The organism is Nonomuraea sp. NPDC001684 (genome assembly GCF_053596515.1).
This window is the reverse complement of record NZ_JBSFGJ010000160.1, coordinates 1-19223: the sequence shown is the minus strand read 5'-3', so window position 1 is coordinate 19223 and position 19223 is coordinate 1. Positions and strand designations below refer to the sequence as shown.

The window sequence follows — 19223 nt, the reverse complement described above, 5'->3', positions numbered from 1 at the left end:
CCGGTGATGTACGACGCGGCGGGCGAGAGCAGGAACGCCACCGCCTGGGCGACGTCGTCGGGCCGGCCGATGCGCCGCAGCGGGGTCGCCGAGATCGCCGTCTCGCGGTCGTCGGGCCGCAGCGTCCTCAGCATGTCGGTCTCGACGTAGCCGGGGGCCACGGCGTTGACCCTGATGCCCGCCGGGCCCATCTCCCTGGCCGCGGACAGGGTGAGGCCGATGACGGACGCCTTGGTCGCGGAGTAGGCCGCCTGGTTGGCGCCGCCCGCCCGGCCCATGAGCGAGGAGACCAGCACGACGGCGGGCCCCTGCCCGCGCAGCAGCAGCCGGAACGCCAGCTGCAGCGTGTGGGCCGGGGCCAGCGCGTTGGTGCGGTAGAGCTCGTCGAGGGTCTCGGCGCGGGTCATGGCCAGCGGGCCGGAGGCGTAGACGCCGGCGTTGACCACCAGGGCGTCGAGCCGCTCGTGGCGCCGGCCGATCTCGCGCATGTGGCCGGCGACCACGGCCCGGTCGGCGACGTCGCCGTGGACGGACCACGTGCGGCCGCCGGTCGCCGCGGCCACCTCGGCGGCGGCCTTCTCGGCGCGCTCGGCGCCGCGGCCGTGCAGCACGACGGTGTGGCCGGTGGCGGCCAGGGTGGTGGCGATGGCGCGGCCGATGCCCCTCGTCGACCCCGTGACCAGGGCGACGCGGGCCTCAGACCGCGGCTGCGCCGATTCCATGCTTCTCCAGCAGCTCGCCCGCCTTGGCGAACGAGCTCATGTCGATCATGTCGTCGGTGTCGATCATGATGGAGAACTCGTCCTCCATCGCCGCGATCAACGCCATGTGGGCCAGGGAGTCCCACTGGGGGATGCCGCGGTATTCGAGACCGTCGACGTGTGCGTCGGCCGGCAGGTTGAGCGCCGTGCGGAAGACGGCCCGCAGGCGGTCGAGATGACTCATGATGTCTCACTCTCTGTCCTCAAGCCACGACGCAGTGTAGCGGGGATTGCGGTGGCAGGAGAAACCAAACCCCCGACGTGAGTAATGGAAGCGTATAACGGCGCGTGGCCGTCGTTCGGGGCTGGGAATGTCCCAAGGGGCGCGCCAACCGCTACAGGGGGAATGATGGACGAATCCAATCACTGGTACGGGCACTCGCGCATTCTGGGCAGGTACTGCGAGCTGCCGGACGAGACGCCGAAGCGAATTCAGGGCTTCCTTCAACACGGATGGAACTATCTTCACGGATTTCCCCCGAACGACCATTGGTGCAGCCCCGGATATCCCCGTTTCATCTGGTCTGACGTGCTTCGTCGCCGGGGCTGGTCGATGGGCAGACGCGGCCACTACCTCATCGGCGCGCCCTGGATCTACCTGCTTCACCTGGAGCCTGAGCTCGGCGTGGTCTCCGAACGCAAGGGTACGATCTGGTATCCCTTTCATGGGTGGGAGAAGTCGTCCGTGACCGGGGATCATGCCCTCCTCGCCGACGAAATCCGAAATGTCGAGACCGAACCGGTAACTGTCTGTCTTTACTGGCTGGAATATGCGAATCCGGACATTCGGCGGGCGTACGAATCGAGGGGATTCAAGGTCATCTGTCACGGCGAGCGCGGCTCCCGGTGGGAGAGCAAGGGGCGCGACTTCCTGCGCCGGCAGCTGATCCAGTTGCGGCGCCACCGCAGGGTGGCCTCCAACCGGCTCGGCAGCGCGCTGTTCTACGGCGCCTCCGTCGGCTGCGAGGTCGCCGTCTACGGAGACCCGATGCAGTACGAGGACGAGCGCCCCGAGTACGGCGGCACGGCGCGCCGCCTGCGGCTCTGGCCCGAGCTGCACGGCACGCACGTCGATCCCGAGCTGGCCGCCGAGGTGGCGCGGCAGGAGCTGGGATTCGAACATCAGGCGACACCGGAGGAGCTACGGCGAATGTTCGGATGGAAGCGGGTGCCCGGGGGAACGCCGCCAGGAGGAGGCGCGGCGGGAGCCGGACGTCCCGGGCCCTGGGTGAGGGCGACCGCCTCCGGGCGGCCGGGCGCGCTCCACGGGGTGACGTCATGAGCGAGCGCGTGAGCGAGGCGCCCGCGAACGTGCGCCTGATCGGCGGCGAGATGCTGCTGTGGTCGGACCTGTCCAACGCGGCCGGCGTCACCGACTGGCGCGGCGCGGCCCTGGAGCTGGTCAGCCGCGTGATCCCGGCGACCGGCCGGGTGCTGCTGGTCGGGCCGCACCCGCAGGTGCTGGTCGACGACGTGGTGGACCGGGCCGGCGAGACGGCCGTGCTGCTGCGCTCCTATCCCGACGCCTGCGCACTCGGCGAACGCCACCCGCGGCTCGCCGTCCACTGCGGGCGGCTCGACCTGTTCGACGCGGACGAGCCGTACGAGCTGGTGCTGGCGCTCGACGGGCTGCTGCGCACGCACTCGGCCGAGGCGCCGGCGGCGGCGTGGATCGAGTCGCTGCACGCGCTGTCGGCCCTCGTCGCGCCCGGCGGGCGGCTGGTGCTGGGCGTGCGCAACGACCTGGGCGTCGACCGGTTCATCGAGGCCAGGCCCGCCGACCGGGAGGGCGGCGACGACCAGTGGGCCCCGCACGGGTTCGACCCGAGCCACCCGAGCGGGCCCGGCGCGCTCGACGGCGCCCTTGAGGGGGCGGGGCTGAGCGTCGAGCGCTGCTACGCGGCCTATCCGGGGCGGCAGGCCCCCCGGGCGTTGCTGGCGCGCGAGGCGCTCGCCTTCGACCTGCCGGAGGCGATCACGTTCCCGCTGAGCGCCAAGGGCGGCGACCGCCTGCTGGTGGCCGACCCGCTGCGGCTGACCCGGCTGGTGTTCCGCCACCGGCTGGGGGAGGAGCTGGCCCCGCTGTGGCTCGCCGTGGCCACCCGGCCGCCGTCGCCCCCGCACACGCCAGGCGCGGAGGAGGCGGAGGGCGCGGTCGAGCTGCCGCTCGGCCTGATCGAGGAGGGGGCCGTCGTCCACGAGCTGACCAGGGGCGGCATGCGGCGGTTGCCCGACGGCGCCGAGCGTCCGGTCCCGGCCGGCCGGGTGGTCGAGGAGATCCTGGTCGAGGCGTGCGCCCGCGAGGACACCAGGGCCGTGCGCGAGCTGCTGTCGGCGCTGGCCGACTGGCTGGAGACCGACGGCGGCCCGTGCGTGACCGCCGACGGCCTGGTCCACGACGGCGAGCGGTTCGCCGCCATCGTCCAGACCGCCGCGCCGGCCGTGCCGCCCGAGCCGCGCGTGGTGCTGTGCAGGGTCCTGTGGCGGTTCGCCGTACGGCTGCTCGCGGCGGGCCACCACCACCCGTGGCCGTGGCCGCTGGAGGCCGACCAGCTCACGCTGACCCTCTGCGGCATGGCCGGACGTCCCTGCGACCAGGGCGACCTCGACCTGGCCCGCAAGTTCGACGCCGAGCTGGGCCATCCGGCCGAGCACGCCGACCCGCCCACCTACCGTGACCTGCTCGGCGCCCGCGACCGCCTGGCCGACCAGCTCACCGCCGCCCTGGCCAGGATCTCCCGGCTGGAGACCAAGCTCTCCTACCGCGAGCGCGAGCTGGTGCGGGCCAGGTCCAAGCTGAGAAGGACCCAGCGCAAGACCGCCGCCTACCGGCGCACGCTCGGGTACCGCCTCTCCCGCCGTCTGGCCCGCCCGCGCAAGGTCGCCCGCCGGGTCTTCCGACTGCTGTCCGGCTGACGAGCCGACGACAACGCTGAGGAGTGCATGTGCCGGTTCTTTCGGTGATCGTCCCGTTCCACAACGTCGAGAAGTACATCGGCCCCTGCCTGGACTCCATCTCCGGCCAGACGATGTCCGACCTGGAGGTCATCTGCGTCGACGACGGCAGCCGCGACGACGGGTGCGCCGAGGTCGAGTCCAGGCAGGCGGCCGATCCCCGGATCCGTCTCATCAGGCAGCCCAACCAGGGCGTCGGAAAGGCCCGCAACGTCGGCCTGACCCAGGCCACCGGCCGCTACCTGGCCTTCGTCGACGGCGACGACACCGTGCCGCGGGAGGCGTTCAAGCGGCTGGTGACCTCGCTGGAGTCCACGGGCTCCGACCTGGCCTGCGGGAACGTCATGCGGCTCTACCGTAACCTGCTCATCCCCTCCTGGGCCCATCGGGAGGCGTTCGCGACGCCGATGCGGCGTACCCACATCACCCGCCACCCGCTGCTGATCCGCGACCGCATGTTGTGGAACAAGGTCTACCGCCGGTCCTTCTGGGACCGGCTGGGCCTGAGCTTCCCCGAGCGCATGTACGAGGACCAGCCCGTCGCCATGGCCGCCCACGTGGGCGCCCGCTCGGTGGACGTGCTGTCCAAGGTCGTCTACCACTGGCGGCAGCGTGACGAGCCCGGCTCCTCGATCACCCAGCGCCGCCTGGAGCCGGGCAACCTGCGCGACCGGATGTTGTCGGTGCTGCAGACCGCCGACCTGCTGGCCCGCGACGCGCCGGGGCTCAAGCCCGACTTCGACCGCGACACGCTCGACATCGACATGACGGTGGCGGTCGAGGCGGCCGCCACGACGGGGATGCGGCCCGAGCTGCTCGACCTGATGGTCCGCTACCTCGACGGCGTGTCCCGCGAGTCCTGGCTGAGCGTCCCGTTCGAGCACCGGATCCAGGTGCACCTGCTGCACCGGCGGCGGCTGCAGGAGCTGGCCGGGGTGCACGAGCAGGCCCGCGAGGGCCGGCTGCAACCGCGCGTCAGACCGGCGGGCCTGCTGCGCAGGCGCTGGTACGGCCGCCACCCGGCGATCCCGGCGCACCTGTCGGAGGTCTCCGAGGAGCTGGCCCTGACCGCCCGCCTGGTGTCGCTGGAGTGGCGCGACGGCGTGCTGACCGGCGCGGGCCGGGCCGCGCTGGGCCGCTTCGACGCCGGCGCGCTGCGCCGGGTGCGCCTGCGCGCCTGGCTGGCCGAGCGCGCGACCGGCGAGATCATCCGCCTGTCGGACGAGCAGAGCGCCCCGGTCTGGGAGACCGTCGAGCTGGAGGAGGGCGTCGAGGCGCCCGAGCACGCCTTCCCCTTCGCGTTCGCGGTCGATCCCGCGGTGTTCACGCCCGTCCAGCTCGCCCGTCGCGGCCACTGGGACCTGCGCGTGCAGCTGCGGGGCCACGGGTTGAGGCTCGACGCCAGGGTGGCCGGGCCGCGCTGGCTGCCGCCGCAGGTGCCCGCGCCGCGCCGCAGGTCGGGCGTGTGGCTGGTGCCGGCGCGCGGTTCGAAGGGCGGGTGGGGGCTGCGGCTGCGCAACGCCCAGGCGCTCATCGGCGAGTGCCGCGTGGACGACGGCGACCTGGTGTTCTCGGGCCGGATCAACGACCTCGGCGACGGCGAGCCGGTGGTGCGGCTGCGGCGCAAGAGCGACGGCGAGGAGATGTACTTCCCCGTCGCGCTGGCCGGCCAGGACTTCTCGGCGCGGGTGCCGCTGGCCGGCATCGACGAGAGCGTCGGCCGCGAGTCGTGGTGGGAGGTGGTCATCGACCAGGGCCGGCCCATCCGCCCGCTCGTGCGGCGGGCCGGGCGCCAGGTCGCCACCGTGGACGACCGGCGCTTCCTCATCGACCGCAGCGAGGACGGCTGCCTGCTGCTGGCCGAACGCTGAGGGCCGGGCTCATCCGGCGAGGATCGAGGTGAGGGTCTCGACGACGAGGTCCTGCTCGCCGTCGGTCAGGTCGGCGAACAGCGGCAGCGACAGCTCCTCGGCGTAGTACGCCTCCGCGCGCGGGCACAGCCCACGCCGGTAGCCGAGGTCCTCGAACACCGGGTGCCAGTACGCCGGGATGTAGTTGACCTGCACGCCGATGCCCGCGGCCCGCATGCGGTCGTAGACCTCCCGGCGGCGGCCGTCGCGCACCCGGACGGGGTAGAGGTGCCAGCTCGGCGTGACGTAGGCCCGCCGGCCGGGCAGCGTGAGGCCGGGCACGTCGCGCAGCAGCGTGTCGTACCGGGCGACCAGCTCGGCGCGGCGGGCGCGGAACCGTTCGAGGCGGCGCAGCTGGCTGACGCCCAGCGCGCAGAGCACGTCGGGCAGCCGGTAGTTGAGGCCGAACTCGTGCACCTCCTGGTGCCAGCCGCCGTGGCCGGGGTCGCGCTGCCCGGCCGGGTCGCGGACCAGGCCGTGGTTGCGGAACCGGGCGGCCCGTTCGAGACGGCCGGGGTCGGCCACCGCCACCGCGCCGCCCTCGGCGGTCGTGACGGTCTTGGTCGGGAAGAACGAGAACGTCGTCAGGTCGGCCACCGACCCCACCGGCCGGTCCTTGTAGGACGCGCCGATCGAGTGGGCCGCGTCGGCCACCAGCACCGCGCCGGCCCGCTCGGCGACCGTGCGCAGCTCGTCGTAGTCGGCGGGATGGCCCGCGTAGTCGACGCCGGTGACGGCCTTCGTGCGGTGGGTGACCAGCGCGGCGACCGAGTCGGGATCGATGTTGCCGGTGTCGGGCTGGACGTCGGCGAAGGCCACCCGCGCGCCGCGCAGCACGGCCGTGGCCGCCGTGGCGACGAACGTGAGCGGCGAGGTGATCACCTCGTCGCCCTGGCCGACGCCGGCCGCCACGTAGGCGACGTGCAGCGCGGCCGTGCCGGACGTGACCGACACGCAGGGCACGCCGCCGGTCCAGCGGGTCAGCTCGTCCTCGAATAGCCGGACCGCGGGGCCCGTGGTCAGCCAGTCGCCGCGCAGCACCTCAGCCACCGCCTCGATGTCGGACTCGATGATGGACTGCCGTCCGTAGGGCAGCATCAGCCGGCCACCATGTCACGCAGGTCGCGCACGGACAACCACCGGTCGTTGGTGTCGGAACGGTAGGAGAAGCCCTCGGGCAGCAGCTCGCCGGTCTGCGGCGCCTGGTAGCCCCAGGTCGCGATCGTGGGCTGGACGACGTAGCGGTCGGCCAGGCGGAGGGTGCGGCGGCCGTCGTCGGGGCCGATCATCTCCTCGTGCAGCTTCTCGCCCGGCCTGATGCCGATCTCGTAGACCGGGCTGTCGGGGGCCAGCGCCTCGGCCAGGTCGGTGATGCGCATGCTGGGGATGCGCGGCACGTAGAGCTCGCCGCCCTGCATGAGGTCGAAGGAGTCGACCACGAACCGCACGGCCTGGTCGAGGGTGATCCAGAACCGGGTCATGCGCTTGTCGGTGATCGGCAGGCTGCCGCCCTGCTCGGCCAGCCGCAGGAAGAACGGCACCACCGAGCCCCTGCTGCCCACGACGTTGCCGTAGCGGACGACGGCGAAGCGGGTCTCGTGGGCGGCGGCGTAGTGGTTGGCCGAGACGAACAGCTTGTCGGCGACCAGCTTGGTGGCGCCGTAGAGGTTGATCGGGCTGGACGCCTTGTCGGTGGACAGGGCGACGACCTTGCGCACGCCGCAGTCGATGGCCGCCTCGACCACGTTCTGGGACCCGGCGACGTTGGTGCGGACGTACTCGAACGGGTTGTACTCGGCGGTGTCGACCTGCTTGAGCGCGGCGGCGTGGACGACGTGGTCGACGCCGTGCATGGCGCGGGTGAGGCGGTCGCGGTCGCGGACGTCGCCGATGAACCAGCGCAGGCGGTCGTCGTCGCGGAAGAGCTGCTTGAGCTCGTACTGCTTGAGCTCGTCGCGGGAGAAGACCACCAGGCGGCGCACCCCGAGCGAGTCGAGCGCGTGGCGGATGAACGCCTTCCCGAACGACCCCGTGCCTCCGGTGATCAGAATGGACGATCCACTGAGAATGCTCACGCGGCCCCCTGAAAATCGCGCTGACGAACTGTGGTCGTTGGAGCAGGCCGGTAGCATAGCGCGATCGATCAACCACGTATGGTCACACGGGGGAATGTGGTTTTGATGCGTATTGTCGGAATCATCCAGGCTCGGATGGGCTCCACTCGGCTGCCCGGGAAGGTGCTGCGCGACCTCGGGGGGCGGTCCGTCCTGGGCTGGGTCGTGCGCGCCGCGCGCGAGTCGCGGGCGCTCGACGACCTCGTGGTGGCCACGACGACGCAGGCCGCCGACGACGCGGTGGCGGCCGAGTGCGACCGGCTCGGCGTGGCCTGCCATCGCGGGCCCGTCGACGACGTGCTCACCCGGTTCATGCAGGCGCTGGCCGGCCGGGAGGCGGAGGCGGTGATGCGGTTCACGGCCGACTGCCCGCTGCTCGACCCCGTCGTGATCAGGGAGGCGGCGCTGGTCTTCCGCGCGGTCCCGGGCCTCGACTACCTCAGCACGAGCCTGGCCAGGACGCTGCCGCGCGGGCTCGACGTGGAGATCGTCGGCCGGGCGGCCCTGGAGCGCGCCGACGCCGAGGCCACCGGCTTCCACCGCACCCACGTGACCTCTCACGTCTACGCGCACCCGGGCGAGTCGCGGCTGCTCGGCCTCGCCCACCAGCCCGCGGCCGACGACCTGCGGGTCACCCTCGACACCGAGGACGACTGGCGGCTCATCGCCCGCGTGGTCGAGGAGCTGGGCGACGCCTGCGTCCCGGTGCGCACGCTGGTGAGCTGGCTGCGGGCCCGGCCCGAGGTCTGCGAGCTCAACGCCCACGTGCGCCAGAAGGAGCTGCAGGACGCATGAGCGGGCGGGTGGGCGTGCGCTGCGACGCCGCGGCGGGGAGTGGGGCCGGACATCTGGTGCGGTGCGTGGCGCTGGCCGAGGAGCTGTGCGCGCGGGGCGTCGAGGTGGTCTTCCTCGGCGCGGTCTCCGGTTCGGAATGGGCCATGGACCAGCTCAGGAGCCGTGGCCTGCCGCTGATGGCGGCCCCCGGGCGGCCCGACCGGCTCGCCGCGCTGGCGTGCGAGCTGCGGCTCGACGCCGTGGTGCTGGACTCCTACGAGCTGCCCGAGGGCACCGGCGGGGCGCTGCGGACGGCGGGCTTCCCGGTGCTGGCGATCGTCGACGGCGACCCGCTGGGCCAGGAGGCCGACCTCTATCTCGACCAGAACCTGGGCGCCGAGGACCGGCCCTTCCCGCTGCCGCGCGACTCCTGGCGGCTCGCCGGCACCCGGTACGCGCTGCTGCGCGACAGCGTCCGGGGGCGGCGCAGGGTGCGGCAGCCGGGGCCGGTGCCGCGGGTGTTGTGCTTCTTCGGCGGCACCGACAGCGCGGGCGTGGCCCCCGCCTGGGCGGAGGCGCTGGCCTGCACGGGCGTGCCGTTCCAGGCCACGCTGGTCAGCCCGGAGCCGTTCGAGGCGGGCGAGGGCATCACCGTCATCCCGCCCACCGACCGCCTGCCCGAGCTGATGGCGGCCGCCGACCTCGTGGTCACCGCCGCCGGGTCGGCCATCTGGGAGCTGCTGCACCTCGGCGTGCCCACGGCGCTGAGCTGGGTGGCCGACAACCAGCTCGCGGGCTACCGGGCGCTGGTGGGCCGGGGGGTGGCCGCCGGGCTGGGCCGGGCGGCCGACGCCGAGGCCGTCGGCGTGCTCGCCCGGCTGCTCGCCGACCCCGCGCTGCGCGAGGAGCACGGCAGGCGGGGCGGCGGGCTGGTCGACGGCAAGGGCAGGGAACGCGTCGCCGACGCCTTCCTCGACCTGTGGGTCAGATGAGGTCCCAGGTCAGCGGCGTGCCGAGGGGCGCGTCGCGGGTGAAGCGGCGGCCGGTCACCTCGTCGATGGCGTCGGGGGGCAGGCCGCCGGCGGGGCGGATCGACCGGACGTTCTCCCTGGTCACCGCCTCGCCCGCGCGTACGTCGCGCACCACGTAGAGCGAGCGGCGGAAACGCAGGCCCTCGCGCTCGGACTCGCGCGGCCCGAGCACCGGCCGGCCCAGCGACTGCCACGCGCGCTCGCTCTCCTCCACCAGCGCCGCCAGCTCGGGCGGCTCCAGCGAGAAGGCCGCGTCGACGCCGCCGTCGGCCCGCGACAACGTCACGTGCTTCTCGATCAGGCACGCGCCCAGCGCGACCGCCGCCAGGGCGGCCCCGATGCCGGGGGTGTGGTCGGAGACGCCGACCTCGGCGCCGGTGAGCGCGGCCAGCAGCGGCAGCGAGCGCAGGTTGCTCTCGGCGGGGGAGGCGGGGTAGGAGGCGGTGCAGGACAGCACGGCGAGTTGCGTGCAGCCCGCCTCGCGGGCCGCCGTCACCGCCGCCTCGATCTCGCCCGCCGTGGCCATGCCGGTGGAGATGACCAGCGGCTTGCCGGTGGAGGCGGCCAGCCTGATCAGCGGCAGGTCGACGATCTCCGACGACGCGATCTTGTACGCCGGCGTGTCGAGCTTCTCCAGCAGCTCCACGGCCGTGGGGTCGAAGGGCGCGGAGAAGGCCAGGAGGCCGTGCTCGCGGGCCCGCTCGAAGATCGGCTCGTGCCACTCCCAGGGGGTGTGGGCGCGTTCGTACAGCCGGTAGAGGTTCTCGCCGCCCCACAGCGCGTGCCCGTCGCCCACCCGGAAGGCGGGGCCGTCGGCGTCGACGGTGATCGTGTCGGGCCGGTAGGTCTGCAGTTTCAGCGCGTGCGCCCCGCCGGCCGCCGCCGCGTCGACGATGGCGAGGGCCCGCTCCAGGCTGCCGTTGTGGTTGCCGGACATCTCGGCGATCACGAACGGCGGCCGGTCGGCCCCGATCGTCCGCCCTCCGATGGACATCATCCTTGCTCCTCCTTGGTCAGCTGGACGGCGACGACCTCGCGCGGCACCCCGTCGACCGGCATCCGGTAGGTCGCGACCTCGGCGAACCCGAAGCGCCTGTGCAGCCGCCGTACCGACTCGTTGTCGGCCAGCACCTCGCCGCGCAGGGTCGTCAGCCCGAGCGGGCCGAACGCGTGGTCGATGGCGGCCCGCTCCAGGCCCACCCACGCCCGCAGCACCGCGCCGGACCGTTCGAGGCCGTCGAGGTCGAGGTAGAAGCCCCAGTAGGCGCTGTCGCCGCCGAGCTCCGAGTACGTCACCACCCCGGCGCGGGCTCCGGCGTGGTCGTAGATCAGCACCTGCCTGGTCGCGTCCGCGCGGACGGCGGCCCACCAGCGGGCGTGCTCGTCCTCGGAGATCTCGTGGCCGGTGAAGCTGGCGGCGCGCACTTTCGGATGGTTGCGCCAGTGGCGCATAACGGGCAGATCATCGTCCCGGACGCGTCTCAGCACCGCTCCCCCTACCATTCGTGCTCGACTCATTGCACAACGTAGCGGATTCGATGCCGGGTAAAGAGCTCATCAGGGACGGGCATCGAACGCGGAACAGGCGAGGCGGCCACGGCATGCTGCCCTCGACCGCCTTCCACGAAAGCCAAGGAGCGTCATGATCCCCCTGCTCAGTGTCGTCGTCCCGGTCCACAACGTGGAGCCGTACCTGACGGAGTGCCTGAAATCGCTGGCCGCCCAGACCATGGAGGACTTCGAGGTCATCATGGTCGACGACGGCTCGGTCGACGGCAGCCGGCGGCTGGCCGACGACTTCGTGGCCCGAGATCCCCGCTTCACGCTGATCGAGCAGCAGAACCTGGGGCCGGGGCCGGCCCGGAACGAGGGCGTCAGGCGGGCCAGGGGCACCTATCTGGCCTTCGCCGACAGCGACGACGTCGTGCCGCCGCACGCGTACGAGGTGCTGATCGCCAAGCTCGGGGAGACCGGCTCCGACCTGGCGTGCGGCGCGGTCAGGCGCATGGTGGACGGCGTGCTGGAGGAGTCGATCCTGCACGAGCGCGTCTTCCGGCGGCCCGTGCTGTGCACCCACATCACCGACAAGAAGGTGCTGGTCAGGGACCGTACGGTGTGGAACAAGGTCTACCGCGCCGACTTCTGGCGGCGGCACGGCCTGCGCTTCCCCGCCGGCATCTACGAGGACGTGCCGGTCGCCATGCAGGCCCACGTCCTGGCCACCAGCGTCGACATGGTGGACGACGTCGTCTACCACTGGCGCCGGCGCGACGAGGGGGAGACCTCGATCACGCAACGCCGCTCGCAGCTGCCCAACCTGCACGAGCGCCTGACCGCCATCCGCGCCGTGCGCGCCTTCCTGGACGACGGCGCGCCGGAGCTGCTGCCCGAGTTCGACGCCCTGGTGCTGGAGAAGGACATCGTCTTCCTGTTCCAGGCGCTGGAGTCGGCGCGGGAGGCGGGCGAGGACCTGGTGCCGCTGCTGGGGCTGGCCGACGCCTGGCTGGACGAGCTGAGCCCGCGCGCGCTGGCCGGCGCGCCCTCGCTGCGCCGCCTGGAGCTGCACCTCGTCCGGCGCGGCATGATCGACGAGCTGCGCGCGGTCCGCGACTTCCGGCGCAGCCGCCTGGACGGCACCCGGGTGCGCCCCCGCGGCTTCCGCACGGTCAACTGGTACGGCGACTACCCCTACTTCCGGCGGCGACGGCGGCTCGGCATCCCCGACGACGTCTACGACGCCCGCGACGAGCTCAAGCTGATCGCCAGGGTGGACGACTGCTCCTGGACGGGCGCCGCGTACCGCCTGCGCGGCGAGGTGGCCATCCACCGGGTCGAGCGCAAGGTGGGCAAGGTCAACGTGTGGCTGAGCGACGGCCGCCGCCGGGTGCCCCTGGAGGTTCGGCGCGCCGGCCGCCACGGCGTGGTGGCCGACATCGACCCCAGGGCGCTCGAAGGCGGCGGCCCGACCTGGCGGCTCCTGGTCAAGGCGGAGACCCGCGGGCTCGTGCTCAAGGGCTCGTTCCGGGACGGAGACGCGCACGGTGCGTGGCGGTTTTCCCTGCAGGGTTGGTCAAGAAGCGGCATGGACATGCCCCAGTAGTTCCAGACAGTAATCGTCAGACGGCGGTCCGTAGCCATGCTGGGATCCATGAGGACCTATTCGCTGGATGACGTCTACGAGACACGCAAGCGGAGAGACTCCTGGTGGACCGTGTATTTCGTGGATCCGGTCGCCTGCCGGGTCGCCCTTCCCGTCGCCAACCGCACCCGGATCACGCCCAACGGGCTCACGGTGTTCTCGCTGGTCCTCGGCATGGTGTCAGCGGCCTGCTTCGCGCTGGACCAGCTCGTCGCCGGCGCCCTGATGTTCTACCTGAGCTTCACCATCGACTGCGTGGACGGCAAGATAGCCCGGCTCAAGGGCACGGGGACGCCCTTCGGCCTCTGGCTGGACTACGTGGGGGACCGGGTCAGGGTCGTCCTGTGCGCCGGGGGGCTGGCGTACGGGCAGTACGTCCTGACGGACGATGTCCGCTACGTGGTGCTCGGCGCGGCGGTGGCCGTGCTCGACCTGTTCAGGTACGTCAACGCCCCGCAGATGAAGCGGGTGCGCGAGGCGGTCAGGGAGGAGCGGGGCGAGCCGGAGCTGCCCGGCGAGGACACCGTCCCGCTGGAGTGTGCGCCCGCGGACCTCGACCTGCACCTGCTCGTGGAGCGCGGTCCGCGCCCCGGCGGCCGCAGGCGGCGGCTGCCTTCCTTCTTCAGGCGCCTCAACAGGTTCCTGGCCAGGCACCGGGTGCGGTCGCACCTGATCAGCGGCATCGAGTTCCACGCCGCGGTCTTCGTGGTGGCGCCGCTCGCGGGGGCGTGGGCGCTGATCCCGCTCGCCATGGCCGCCGGCGTCCTGCTCCTGGCCAACGAGATCTTCCTTGTCTACCGGATGTGGCTCTTCACGCGCAGGCACAGCGTGCCCTCCCAGGAGAGCCGAGAGCACGTTCTCGTCTAAGTTTTCGGGGGTTAGTACGAAATGTCCGACCGGCCAGTCTTCGTCATTGGATGCCCGCGGTCCGGCACCACGATGCTCCAGCTCATGCTCCACTCGCACCCCCGCATGGCGGTGCCGCCGGAGACGCGCTTCCTCGTTCCCGCTTATTACCGGCGCCGCACATGGGGCGACCTGCGGGTCCCTCAGCGGCGCAAGGCACTGGCGCAGTGGATCGCGACCGACCGCAGCACGAAGTTCCGCGAGCTCAAGATCGACAAGGACGAGTTCATCCGGCAGGCCGTGGAGGGGCCGGGCTCGCTCGGCTCGGTCATCGGCACCGCCTTCCGCATGTACGCCGACCGCTTCGACAAGGCCCGCTGGGGCGACAAGAGGCCCAGCTACGTCAAGCAGACCGACCTGCTGCTGCGCCTCTTCCCCGACGCTCAGTTCATCCACCTGATCAGGGACGGCCGCGACTGCGTGGCCTCGCTGAAGGAGATGCCCTGGTACACGCTGGACTCCTTCCACGCGATCTCCACCTGGGCCGAGGCCATCGACGCCGGCGAGCGGCTGCGGCGCACGCTGCCCGACGACACCTACTACGAGCTGCGCTACGAAGACCTCACCGACGACCCGATGACCGAGATGAAGAAGCTCTGCCACTTCCTGGAGGAGGACTTCGCGCCGTCGATGATCTCCCCCCGCGAGGCCGCCGTCCAGGCCGTCCCGCAGCACAAGGTCTGGCACAGCAACACCCACCGCGAGGTCACCCGCAGCCGGGTCGGGAGCTGGGCCAACCGCCTGGACGACTGGGAGATCGCGCTCTGCGAGCAGGTCCTCGGCGAGCGCCTCCAGGCCAACGGCTACGAGCTGACCGGCGCGCCCAGGCCGGCCAAGGAGCACCTGACGGCCTGCCAGAAGACCATGCAGAAGCGCAAGGCCAGCCGGTCGCGCAAGGCCATGCGCGACCGCTTCAACCGGCTGCGCGAGCCCAGCCCGGTCGGCGCGCTGCTCACCTCCACGCAGAAGTCGCTGGCCGGCATCCCGCAGCAGCGTCCCGAGGTGACCGTCTAGCGCTGGATGTGCGCGAACAGCCGCTCCCAGCGGTCCAGCACGTGGTCGAGGCGGAACGCCTCGGCCCGTGCCCGGGCGGCGGCCCCCAGCCGCCGCCGCTCCGGCCCCGATCCCATCAGCGCGGCCAGCTCGGCGGCGAACGCGTCCACGTCCCCCGGCGGCACCCGTACCGGGCCCGCCGAGCGCACGCCGCCCGACACGTCGAAGGCCACCGACGGCACCCCGTGGGCGCACGCCTCCAGCAGCACGACCGGCAGGCCCTCGTGCTCGCTGGTCAGCGCCACCAGCGAGGCGTTCAGGTACTCCTCCCGCATCCGGTCAGCGGGCACCAGACCGCGGAAGACCACCCGGTCCGCGACGCCCTCCCGGGCCGCGTGCGCCCGCAGCCGCTCGCGTTCCGCGCCGTCGCCGATCAGATGCAGCTCCCAGGACGGCGGCGGCTCGGCGCGGGCGAACGCGCTGATCAGCCGGTCGAACCGCTTGACGCCCTCCAGCCGCCCCACGCCCAGCACCCGCGGCACGTCCAGCGCCGACGTCTCCCGCGGCCAGGCGCCCAGCGGGTTGGGCAGCGTCCAGGCGTTGGGCAGCAGGGCGTGCTCGGAGAAGGCCCAGGCGTCGTCGTCGCTGAGGAAGAGCGCCTGGTCGAGGTCGGGGTAGTGCTTCTTGATCGAGGCCAGGTGCCAGCAGTCGCGGGCGTGGCCGTAGGAGCCGTGGTACTGGCCGATCGAGCGGAACCCGGCGGGCAGCAGCCCCGACAGCCTGGTCACCACCGACGGCGACGTCAGCACCGCGTACCCGGGGCGCACGCCGCGCAGCAGCTCCTTCACCCTGCGGTCGGCCAGCCGCCTGGCCAGCGGGCCCTGCTCGCCGAGCGGGCCGCCCACGACGTGCTGCCGGTAGAGCGGCCGGTCCACGTAGCGGAACGGCGCGGCGGCGCGGTGCAGGCCGACGACGTGCACCTCGTGGCCGCGTTCCGCCAGGCCCTGGGCCAGGGTGTGGGTGACCCGCTGGACGCCGCCGAGCGTGTCGGCGTCCAGGCAGGCGAAGACGACGGTCATCGCGTGCGTCCCTCGAAGAAGTCGTCCACGATGCGGGCGGAGGCGTCGCCGTGCTCGTCGGCGCACCACAGGGCGCGGAAGGCGGCGTACTTGGCGGCGAAGGCGGCGTGCACCTCGGGCAGGTTGCGCAGCACGTCCACCAGCTCGGCCGTGGTCGTCACGCACGGGCCAGGGGCGATGGCGGGCAGGTCGTGGTAGACGCCGCGCTCGGAGAGCCGGTAGTCGTCCCAGTCGTCGATGAGGAACACCATCGGCCGGCCGGTCAGCGCGTAGTCGCACATCACGGACGAGTAGTCGGTCAGCAGCGCGTCGGAGGCCAGCATCAGGTCGTTGATCTCCGGATAGGACGCGGCCGGCCGCACGAAGTGCCTGAGCCGCTCGGGCGGGTCGTACTTCTCGACCGGATGCGTGCGCAGCACCACCACCCACTCGCCGGCCAGCTCCGCGGCCATGAGGTCCAGGTCGGCGCGTACCGAACGGCCGCTCATCTTGTCCCGGTCGCGGTAGGTGGGCGCGTAGAGCAGGACCTTGCGCCCCGGCGGGATCTCCAGCCGGGCCCGCACGTCGCCGGCCGCCTCCGCCCGCACCAGCGCGTCGCAGCGCGGGGTGCCGCACCGGTAGACCTTGCCGTCGTAGCCGTTGGAGGGCAGGAACACCCGCGAGAACTCGGCGCTCGGCGAGACCAGCGCGTCCCACCTGGCGACGGCGGCCCGCCACTGCTCGCGCGGCCGGTCGAAGTCGCCGCGCAGGTCGGGCGCGTCGAAGCCGATCGATTTGATGCCCTGCCCGTGCCAGGTCTGCAGGTAGCGGGTGCCGGGCGGCTTGGGGTAGTCCAGCGGGAAGCCGTGGCTGTCCACCCAGATCCCGGCGCGGGCCATCGTCCACAGGTAGCGCCAGCTTCCCCGGCGGACCAGCCGCACGTCGGCGGGGAAGTTCTTGCGGCCCTTGGCGACCGACCAGACCGCCTCGATCGGCAGGCCGCGCCGCCGCACCTCCTCGTAGATGGCGCGGGGGCTGCCGTTGTAGCCCTTGCCGACGTCCGACTCGAACAGGGCGAGGTCGTCGCGCCGCGGCACCACCCTGATCAGCAGCTTGTACGCGCGCAGCTTGGCGCGCGGCGTGTTGAGCTTCCTGAGCAGCAGCCGTCGCGCCCGCCGCAGCGCCGAGCGGGTGCGCGAGTGCGTGCGCACGCACAGGTAGGCGGCGTAGCCCTCGGTCTTCACCGTGCAGCCGGGCAGCTCGATCGGCTCCAGGTTCGGGTCCACGATCAGCCGGTCGGTGGTGACGTGGCCGTCGGAGCGGCGCCGGAAGCCGATGCGCGGGTCGCTCCTGCCGCAGGGCGCGAAGACGACCTCGCTGACGTAGCCGCCGTCGCCCGAGGGGACCGGCCGGATCGGCACCCGTTCCCGGCCCGCCTCCAGGAAGGCGTCCCACTCGGCCGGCAGCACGCCGAACGGGTCGTAGGTGCGCACGGTCATCCGCACCCGCTCGCCGTTCGTGGCCAGGCCGGTCACCTCGTGCCGCAGCCGGGAGTCGGTGTAGGGCAGCTCGGCCAGGCGCAGCGCGGTGATGTCCAGCCCCGGCGCGGCCGTGGTGCCCCAGTACGTGCGCCCGTCCACCTGCACGGCCGCCCGCGGCGCGGCCCGGGGGCCGGTCAGCGAGCCGGCCGCCACGCGCAGGTCCTCGATCCGGTCGTCCAGGATGAGCCGGCAGCAGACCCGGTCCATCGGCTCGATCCGGTCGAACACCGCGTCGGGGATCTCCTCCAGGTACGGCCGCACGACCGAGGCGAACTCCTTGACCCACACCAGGTCGCGCGCGGGCAGCGGGTTGAGGTAGACCCGCAGGTCCTGCCGCAGGAACCGGTACTGCCGGTGCGGCACCAGGTCGTGCGCGCCGTAGCCGCGCAGGATGTCGTCGCTCAGCCGGGCCGCGATCACCCGCTGCCGCACGTTGTCCATCTCGTCGATGCTCAGGGAGATCGACTCGTTCGAGCTCGCCCGGTGCCAGTGGTAGACCACCCACGGCACGATCGCGAACCGGCGGGCCACCGCGTACAGCTCGGTGGCGAAGACGTGGTCCTCGTAGTGGATGTCCTCGGGAAAGCGCAGCACGTTGTCGCGCAGCCAGGCGACGTTGTAGAGCTTGTTGGTGCTGAAGGAGTCGAGGAAGAGCTCGGGCTCCGCGCGGATGCCCTCGACCACCCGCCGCCGGGCGAACAACGACGGATAGTACGGGCGCAGCCGTCCGTCCCGCTCGAACAGCCGGGAGATCTGCCCCGACACGAAGTCGGCGCCGGTGCGCTCGATCTCGGTGAGCAGGCTCTTGCACGCGTGCCTGGGCAGCTCGTCGTCGCTGTCGAGGAACATGGCGTACGGCGCCCTGGCCGCGTCGATGCCGTCGTTGCGCGGGGCTCCGCAGCCGCCGCTGTTGCTCTGCCTGCGCAGGTAGCGCACCCGCGGGTCCTCGGCCATGAGCCGCGCGGCCACCTCGGGCGTGCCGTCGGTGCTCGCGTCGTCGGAGATGATCACTTCCAGGTCGCGCAACGTCTGCCGCAACACCGAACGCACGGCCCTGGGCAGGCGGGCCGCGTCGTTGTACGAGATCACGACGACGCTGCAGTCCGGCATGCCCATGTCCCCCCAGAAATGACCTGCGGGAATGGCACTTCCCCCTGATAGCGGGAAGTGACCGGACTTTATGTGGTTTTTGCTGAAAATCAGCGCATAAGGCGACGAACCACCCAGATGAGGATCGTGAGCGCCAGCAGGCCGCCCGCGATCGGCGCGAGCCGCCTGAGCAGCGGCTGTCCGGCGATCTCCATCAGGTCGAGCGCCTCCTCGTCGGGCGTGCGCGAGGTCCGCAGCGTGCCCGCGGGCCGCACGTCCGGCTCGGGGACGGTCACCGTGCTCAGGTGCCGCTCCTCCTCCTGAGGCTGCTCCTGGGGTGCGACCGGCTCCACCATGGGCTCGGAGAGGAGCTGGGCCAGGTTGCCGGCGAACCTGTCGATCAGCTTGGCCCCGACCTCTGCCATGACCCCGCGCCCGAACTGCGCCGGCCGCCCGGTCACGTTGAACGTCGTCTCCACGGCCACCGACGTGCCTCCGTCGGCCGGCGTCATGCGCGCCCTGACCGTGGCCGACGCCGTGCCGGAGCCCCTGGCCTCCTTGCCGGACGCCTGGATGGTCAGCGTGTGGGCGTCCTTGTCGACGTCCTCGAACCTGGCCGAGCCCCGGTAGGTGACGGTGATCGGGCCTACCTTGACCTTCATCCGGCCGGTGAACTCGTCGCCCTCGAAGATGTCGAGCGTCGCCCCGGGCAGGCACGGCGCGACCCGTTCGACGTCGAGCAGCACCGCCCACGCCTGCTCGACCGGAACCGGGACAGTGAACTCGTGCTCGAACCGCATCGCCATCGATCCGCTCCTTCCGAGGTTGGTTGCGACACTACGTCGGGGCGGGGGCGCCCGGAAGAGGCGCCCCCGCCTCACTCAGGGGGTCCCGGCGGCCGTGCGCACTGCCCGATGGGTCAGCACCCGGGCCAGGTGACGGCGGTAGTCGG

The 19223-nt window shown here is 72.4% G+C and carries 17 protein-coding genes; 8 read left to right on the top strand and 9 right to left on the bottom strand.

Features of this window, described 5'->3' with window-relative positions; translation table 11 throughout:
- The coding region (locus ACWCSD_RS26045) for an SDR family NAD(P)-dependent oxidoreductase (protein WP_449918598.1) at positions 1 to 722 on the bottom strand (722 nt) is incomplete at its 3' end.
- Positions 697 to 945 carry an acyl carrier protein gene (locus ACWCSD_RS26040; RefSeq protein WP_352362763.1) on the bottom strand — a complete coding sequence of 83 codons (249 nt, stop codon included), beginning with the start codon at positions 943 to 945 and terminating at the stop codon, positions 697 to 699. The genes ACWCSD_RS26040 and ACWCSD_RS26045, both read right to left, overlap by 26 nt.
- 162 nt (positions 946 to 1107) lie before the next feature.
- On the opposite strand from ACWCSD_RS26040, the gene ACWCSD_RS26035 reads away from it, so the two are divergent.
- From ACWCSD_RS26035 to ACWCSD_RS26025, 3 genes are read left to right on the top strand one after another with little or no spacing between them, the layout of a single operon-like run.
- Positions 1108 to 2043, top strand: a complete 936-nt coding sequence (locus ACWCSD_RS26035) for a hypothetical protein (RefSeq protein ID WP_397165148.1) — start codon at positions 1108 to 1110, stop codon at positions 2041 to 2043.
- Complete coding sequence (locus tag ACWCSD_RS26030; protein ID WP_449918595.1) at positions 2040 to 3677, top strand: hypothetical protein; 1638 nt, start codon at positions 2040 to 2042, stop codon at positions 3675 to 3677. The genes ACWCSD_RS26035 and ACWCSD_RS26030 overlap by 4 nt, the downstream gene beginning before the upstream one ends.
- A gap of 29 nt (positions 3678 to 3706) precedes the next feature.
- A complete protein-coding gene (locus ACWCSD_RS26025; protein WP_397165151.1) occupies positions 3707 to 5587 on the top strand; it encodes a glycosyltransferase in 1881 nt (626 codons plus the stop codon).
- Between the two features lie 9 nt (positions 5588 to 5596).
- Here the strand turns inward: ACWCSD_RS26025 and ACWCSD_RS26020 are convergent, their stop codons facing one another.
- The gene (locus ACWCSD_RS26020) at positions 5597 to 6724 is read right to left on the bottom strand and encodes a DegT/DnrJ/EryC1/StrS family aminotransferase (protein WP_449918592.1); all 1128 of its coding nucleotides are present in this window, start codon (positions 6722 to 6724) and stop codon (positions 5597 to 5599) included.
- A complete protein-coding gene (pseB, locus tag ACWCSD_RS26015) occupies positions 6724 to 7701 on the bottom strand; it encodes a UDP-N-acetylglucosamine 4,6-dehydratase (inverting) (protein ID WP_352362753.1) in 978 nt (325 codons plus the stop codon). Before pseB ends, ACWCSD_RS26020 begins: the two co-directional genes overlap by 1 nt.
- Before the next feature lie 105 nt (positions 7702 to 7806).
- Here pseB and ACWCSD_RS26010 point away from each other — a divergent pair, with 105 nt between their 5' ends.
- Both ACWCSD_RS26010 and ACWCSD_RS26005 read left to right on the top strand, forming a co-directional pair.
- The gene (locus ACWCSD_RS26010) at positions 7807 to 8535 is read left to right on the top strand and encodes a glycosyltransferase family protein (RefSeq protein ID WP_364338195.1); all 729 of its coding nucleotides are present in this window, start codon (positions 7807 to 7809) and stop codon (positions 8533 to 8535) included.
- Positions 8532 to 9506: a PseG/SpsG family protein gene (locus tag ACWCSD_RS26005; protein WP_449918587.1), complete on the top strand. Its 975-nt coding sequence runs from the start codon at positions 8532 to 8534 to the stop codon at positions 9504 to 9506. The genes ACWCSD_RS26010 and ACWCSD_RS26005 overlap by 4 nt, the downstream gene beginning before the upstream one ends.
- On the opposite strand, the gene pseI is transcribed toward ACWCSD_RS26005, so the two are convergent.
- Complete coding sequence (gene pseI, locus ACWCSD_RS26000) at positions 9499 to 10542, bottom strand: pseudaminic acid synthase (protein WP_397165157.1); 1044 nt, start codon at positions 10540 to 10542, stop codon at positions 9499 to 9501. The two genes, ACWCSD_RS26005 and pseI, sit on opposite strands and share 8 nt — an antisense overlap.
- A complete protein-coding gene (locus tag ACWCSD_RS25995) occupies positions 10539 to 11048 on the bottom strand; it encodes a GNAT family N-acetyltransferase (protein ID WP_449918584.1) in 510 nt (169 codons plus the stop codon). Before ACWCSD_RS25995 ends, pseI begins: the two co-directional genes overlap by 4 nt.
- A 139-nt stretch (positions 11049 to 11187) precedes the next feature.
- Here ACWCSD_RS25995 and ACWCSD_RS25990 point away from each other — a divergent pair, with 139 nt between their 5' ends.
- Genes ACWCSD_RS25990 through ACWCSD_RS25980 form a run of 3 tightly spaced genes read left to right on the top strand, consistent with a single transcriptional unit; the run spans position 11188 to position 14604 of the window.
- Positions 11188 to 12645 (top strand): glycosyltransferase family 2 protein, encoded by a 1458-nt coding sequence (locus ACWCSD_RS25990; protein WP_397165159.1) that lies wholly within the window; start codon positions 11188 to 11190, stop codon positions 12643 to 12645.
- Positions 12646 to 12693: 48 nt separating this feature from the next.
- Positions 12694 to 13551: a CDP-alcohol phosphatidyltransferase family protein gene (locus tag ACWCSD_RS25985; RefSeq protein WP_358282254.1), complete on the top strand. Its 858-nt coding sequence runs from the start codon at positions 12694 to 12696 to the stop codon at positions 13549 to 13551.
- Between the two features lie 21 nt (positions 13552 to 13572).
- A complete protein-coding gene (locus ACWCSD_RS25980) occupies positions 13573 to 14604 on the top strand; it encodes a sulfotransferase family protein (protein ID WP_358282256.1) in 1032 nt (343 codons plus the stop codon).
- Here the strand turns inward: ACWCSD_RS25980 and ACWCSD_RS25975 are convergent.
- The 3 genes from ACWCSD_RS25975 to ACWCSD_RS25965 all read right to left on the bottom strand — a co-directional run bounded on the left by ACWCSD_RS25975 (position 14601) and on the right by ACWCSD_RS25965 (position 19077).
- Positions 14601 to 15662, bottom strand: coding sequence for a glycosyltransferase (locus ACWCSD_RS25975; RefSeq protein ID WP_449918578.1), 1062 nt, complete (start codon positions 15660 to 15662; stop codon positions 14601 to 14603). The genes ACWCSD_RS25980 and ACWCSD_RS25975 overlap by 4 nt on opposite strands.
- Positions 15659 to 18292: a bifunctional glycosyltransferase/CDP-glycerol:glycerophosphate glycerophosphotransferase gene (locus tag ACWCSD_RS25970; protein WP_449918575.1), complete on the bottom strand. Its 2634-nt coding sequence runs from the start codon at positions 18290 to 18292 to the stop codon at positions 15659 to 15661. Before ACWCSD_RS25970 ends, ACWCSD_RS25975 begins: the two co-directional genes overlap by 4 nt.
- An 89-nt stretch (positions 18293 to 18381) precedes the next feature.
- Positions 18382 to 19077 carry an SRPBCC family protein gene (locus ACWCSD_RS25965; RefSeq protein ID WP_449918572.1) on the bottom strand — a complete coding sequence of 232 codons (696 nt, stop codon included), beginning with the start codon at positions 19075 to 19077 and terminating at the stop codon, positions 18382 to 18384.
- Between the last annotated feature and the right edge of the window lie 146 nt (positions 19078 to 19223).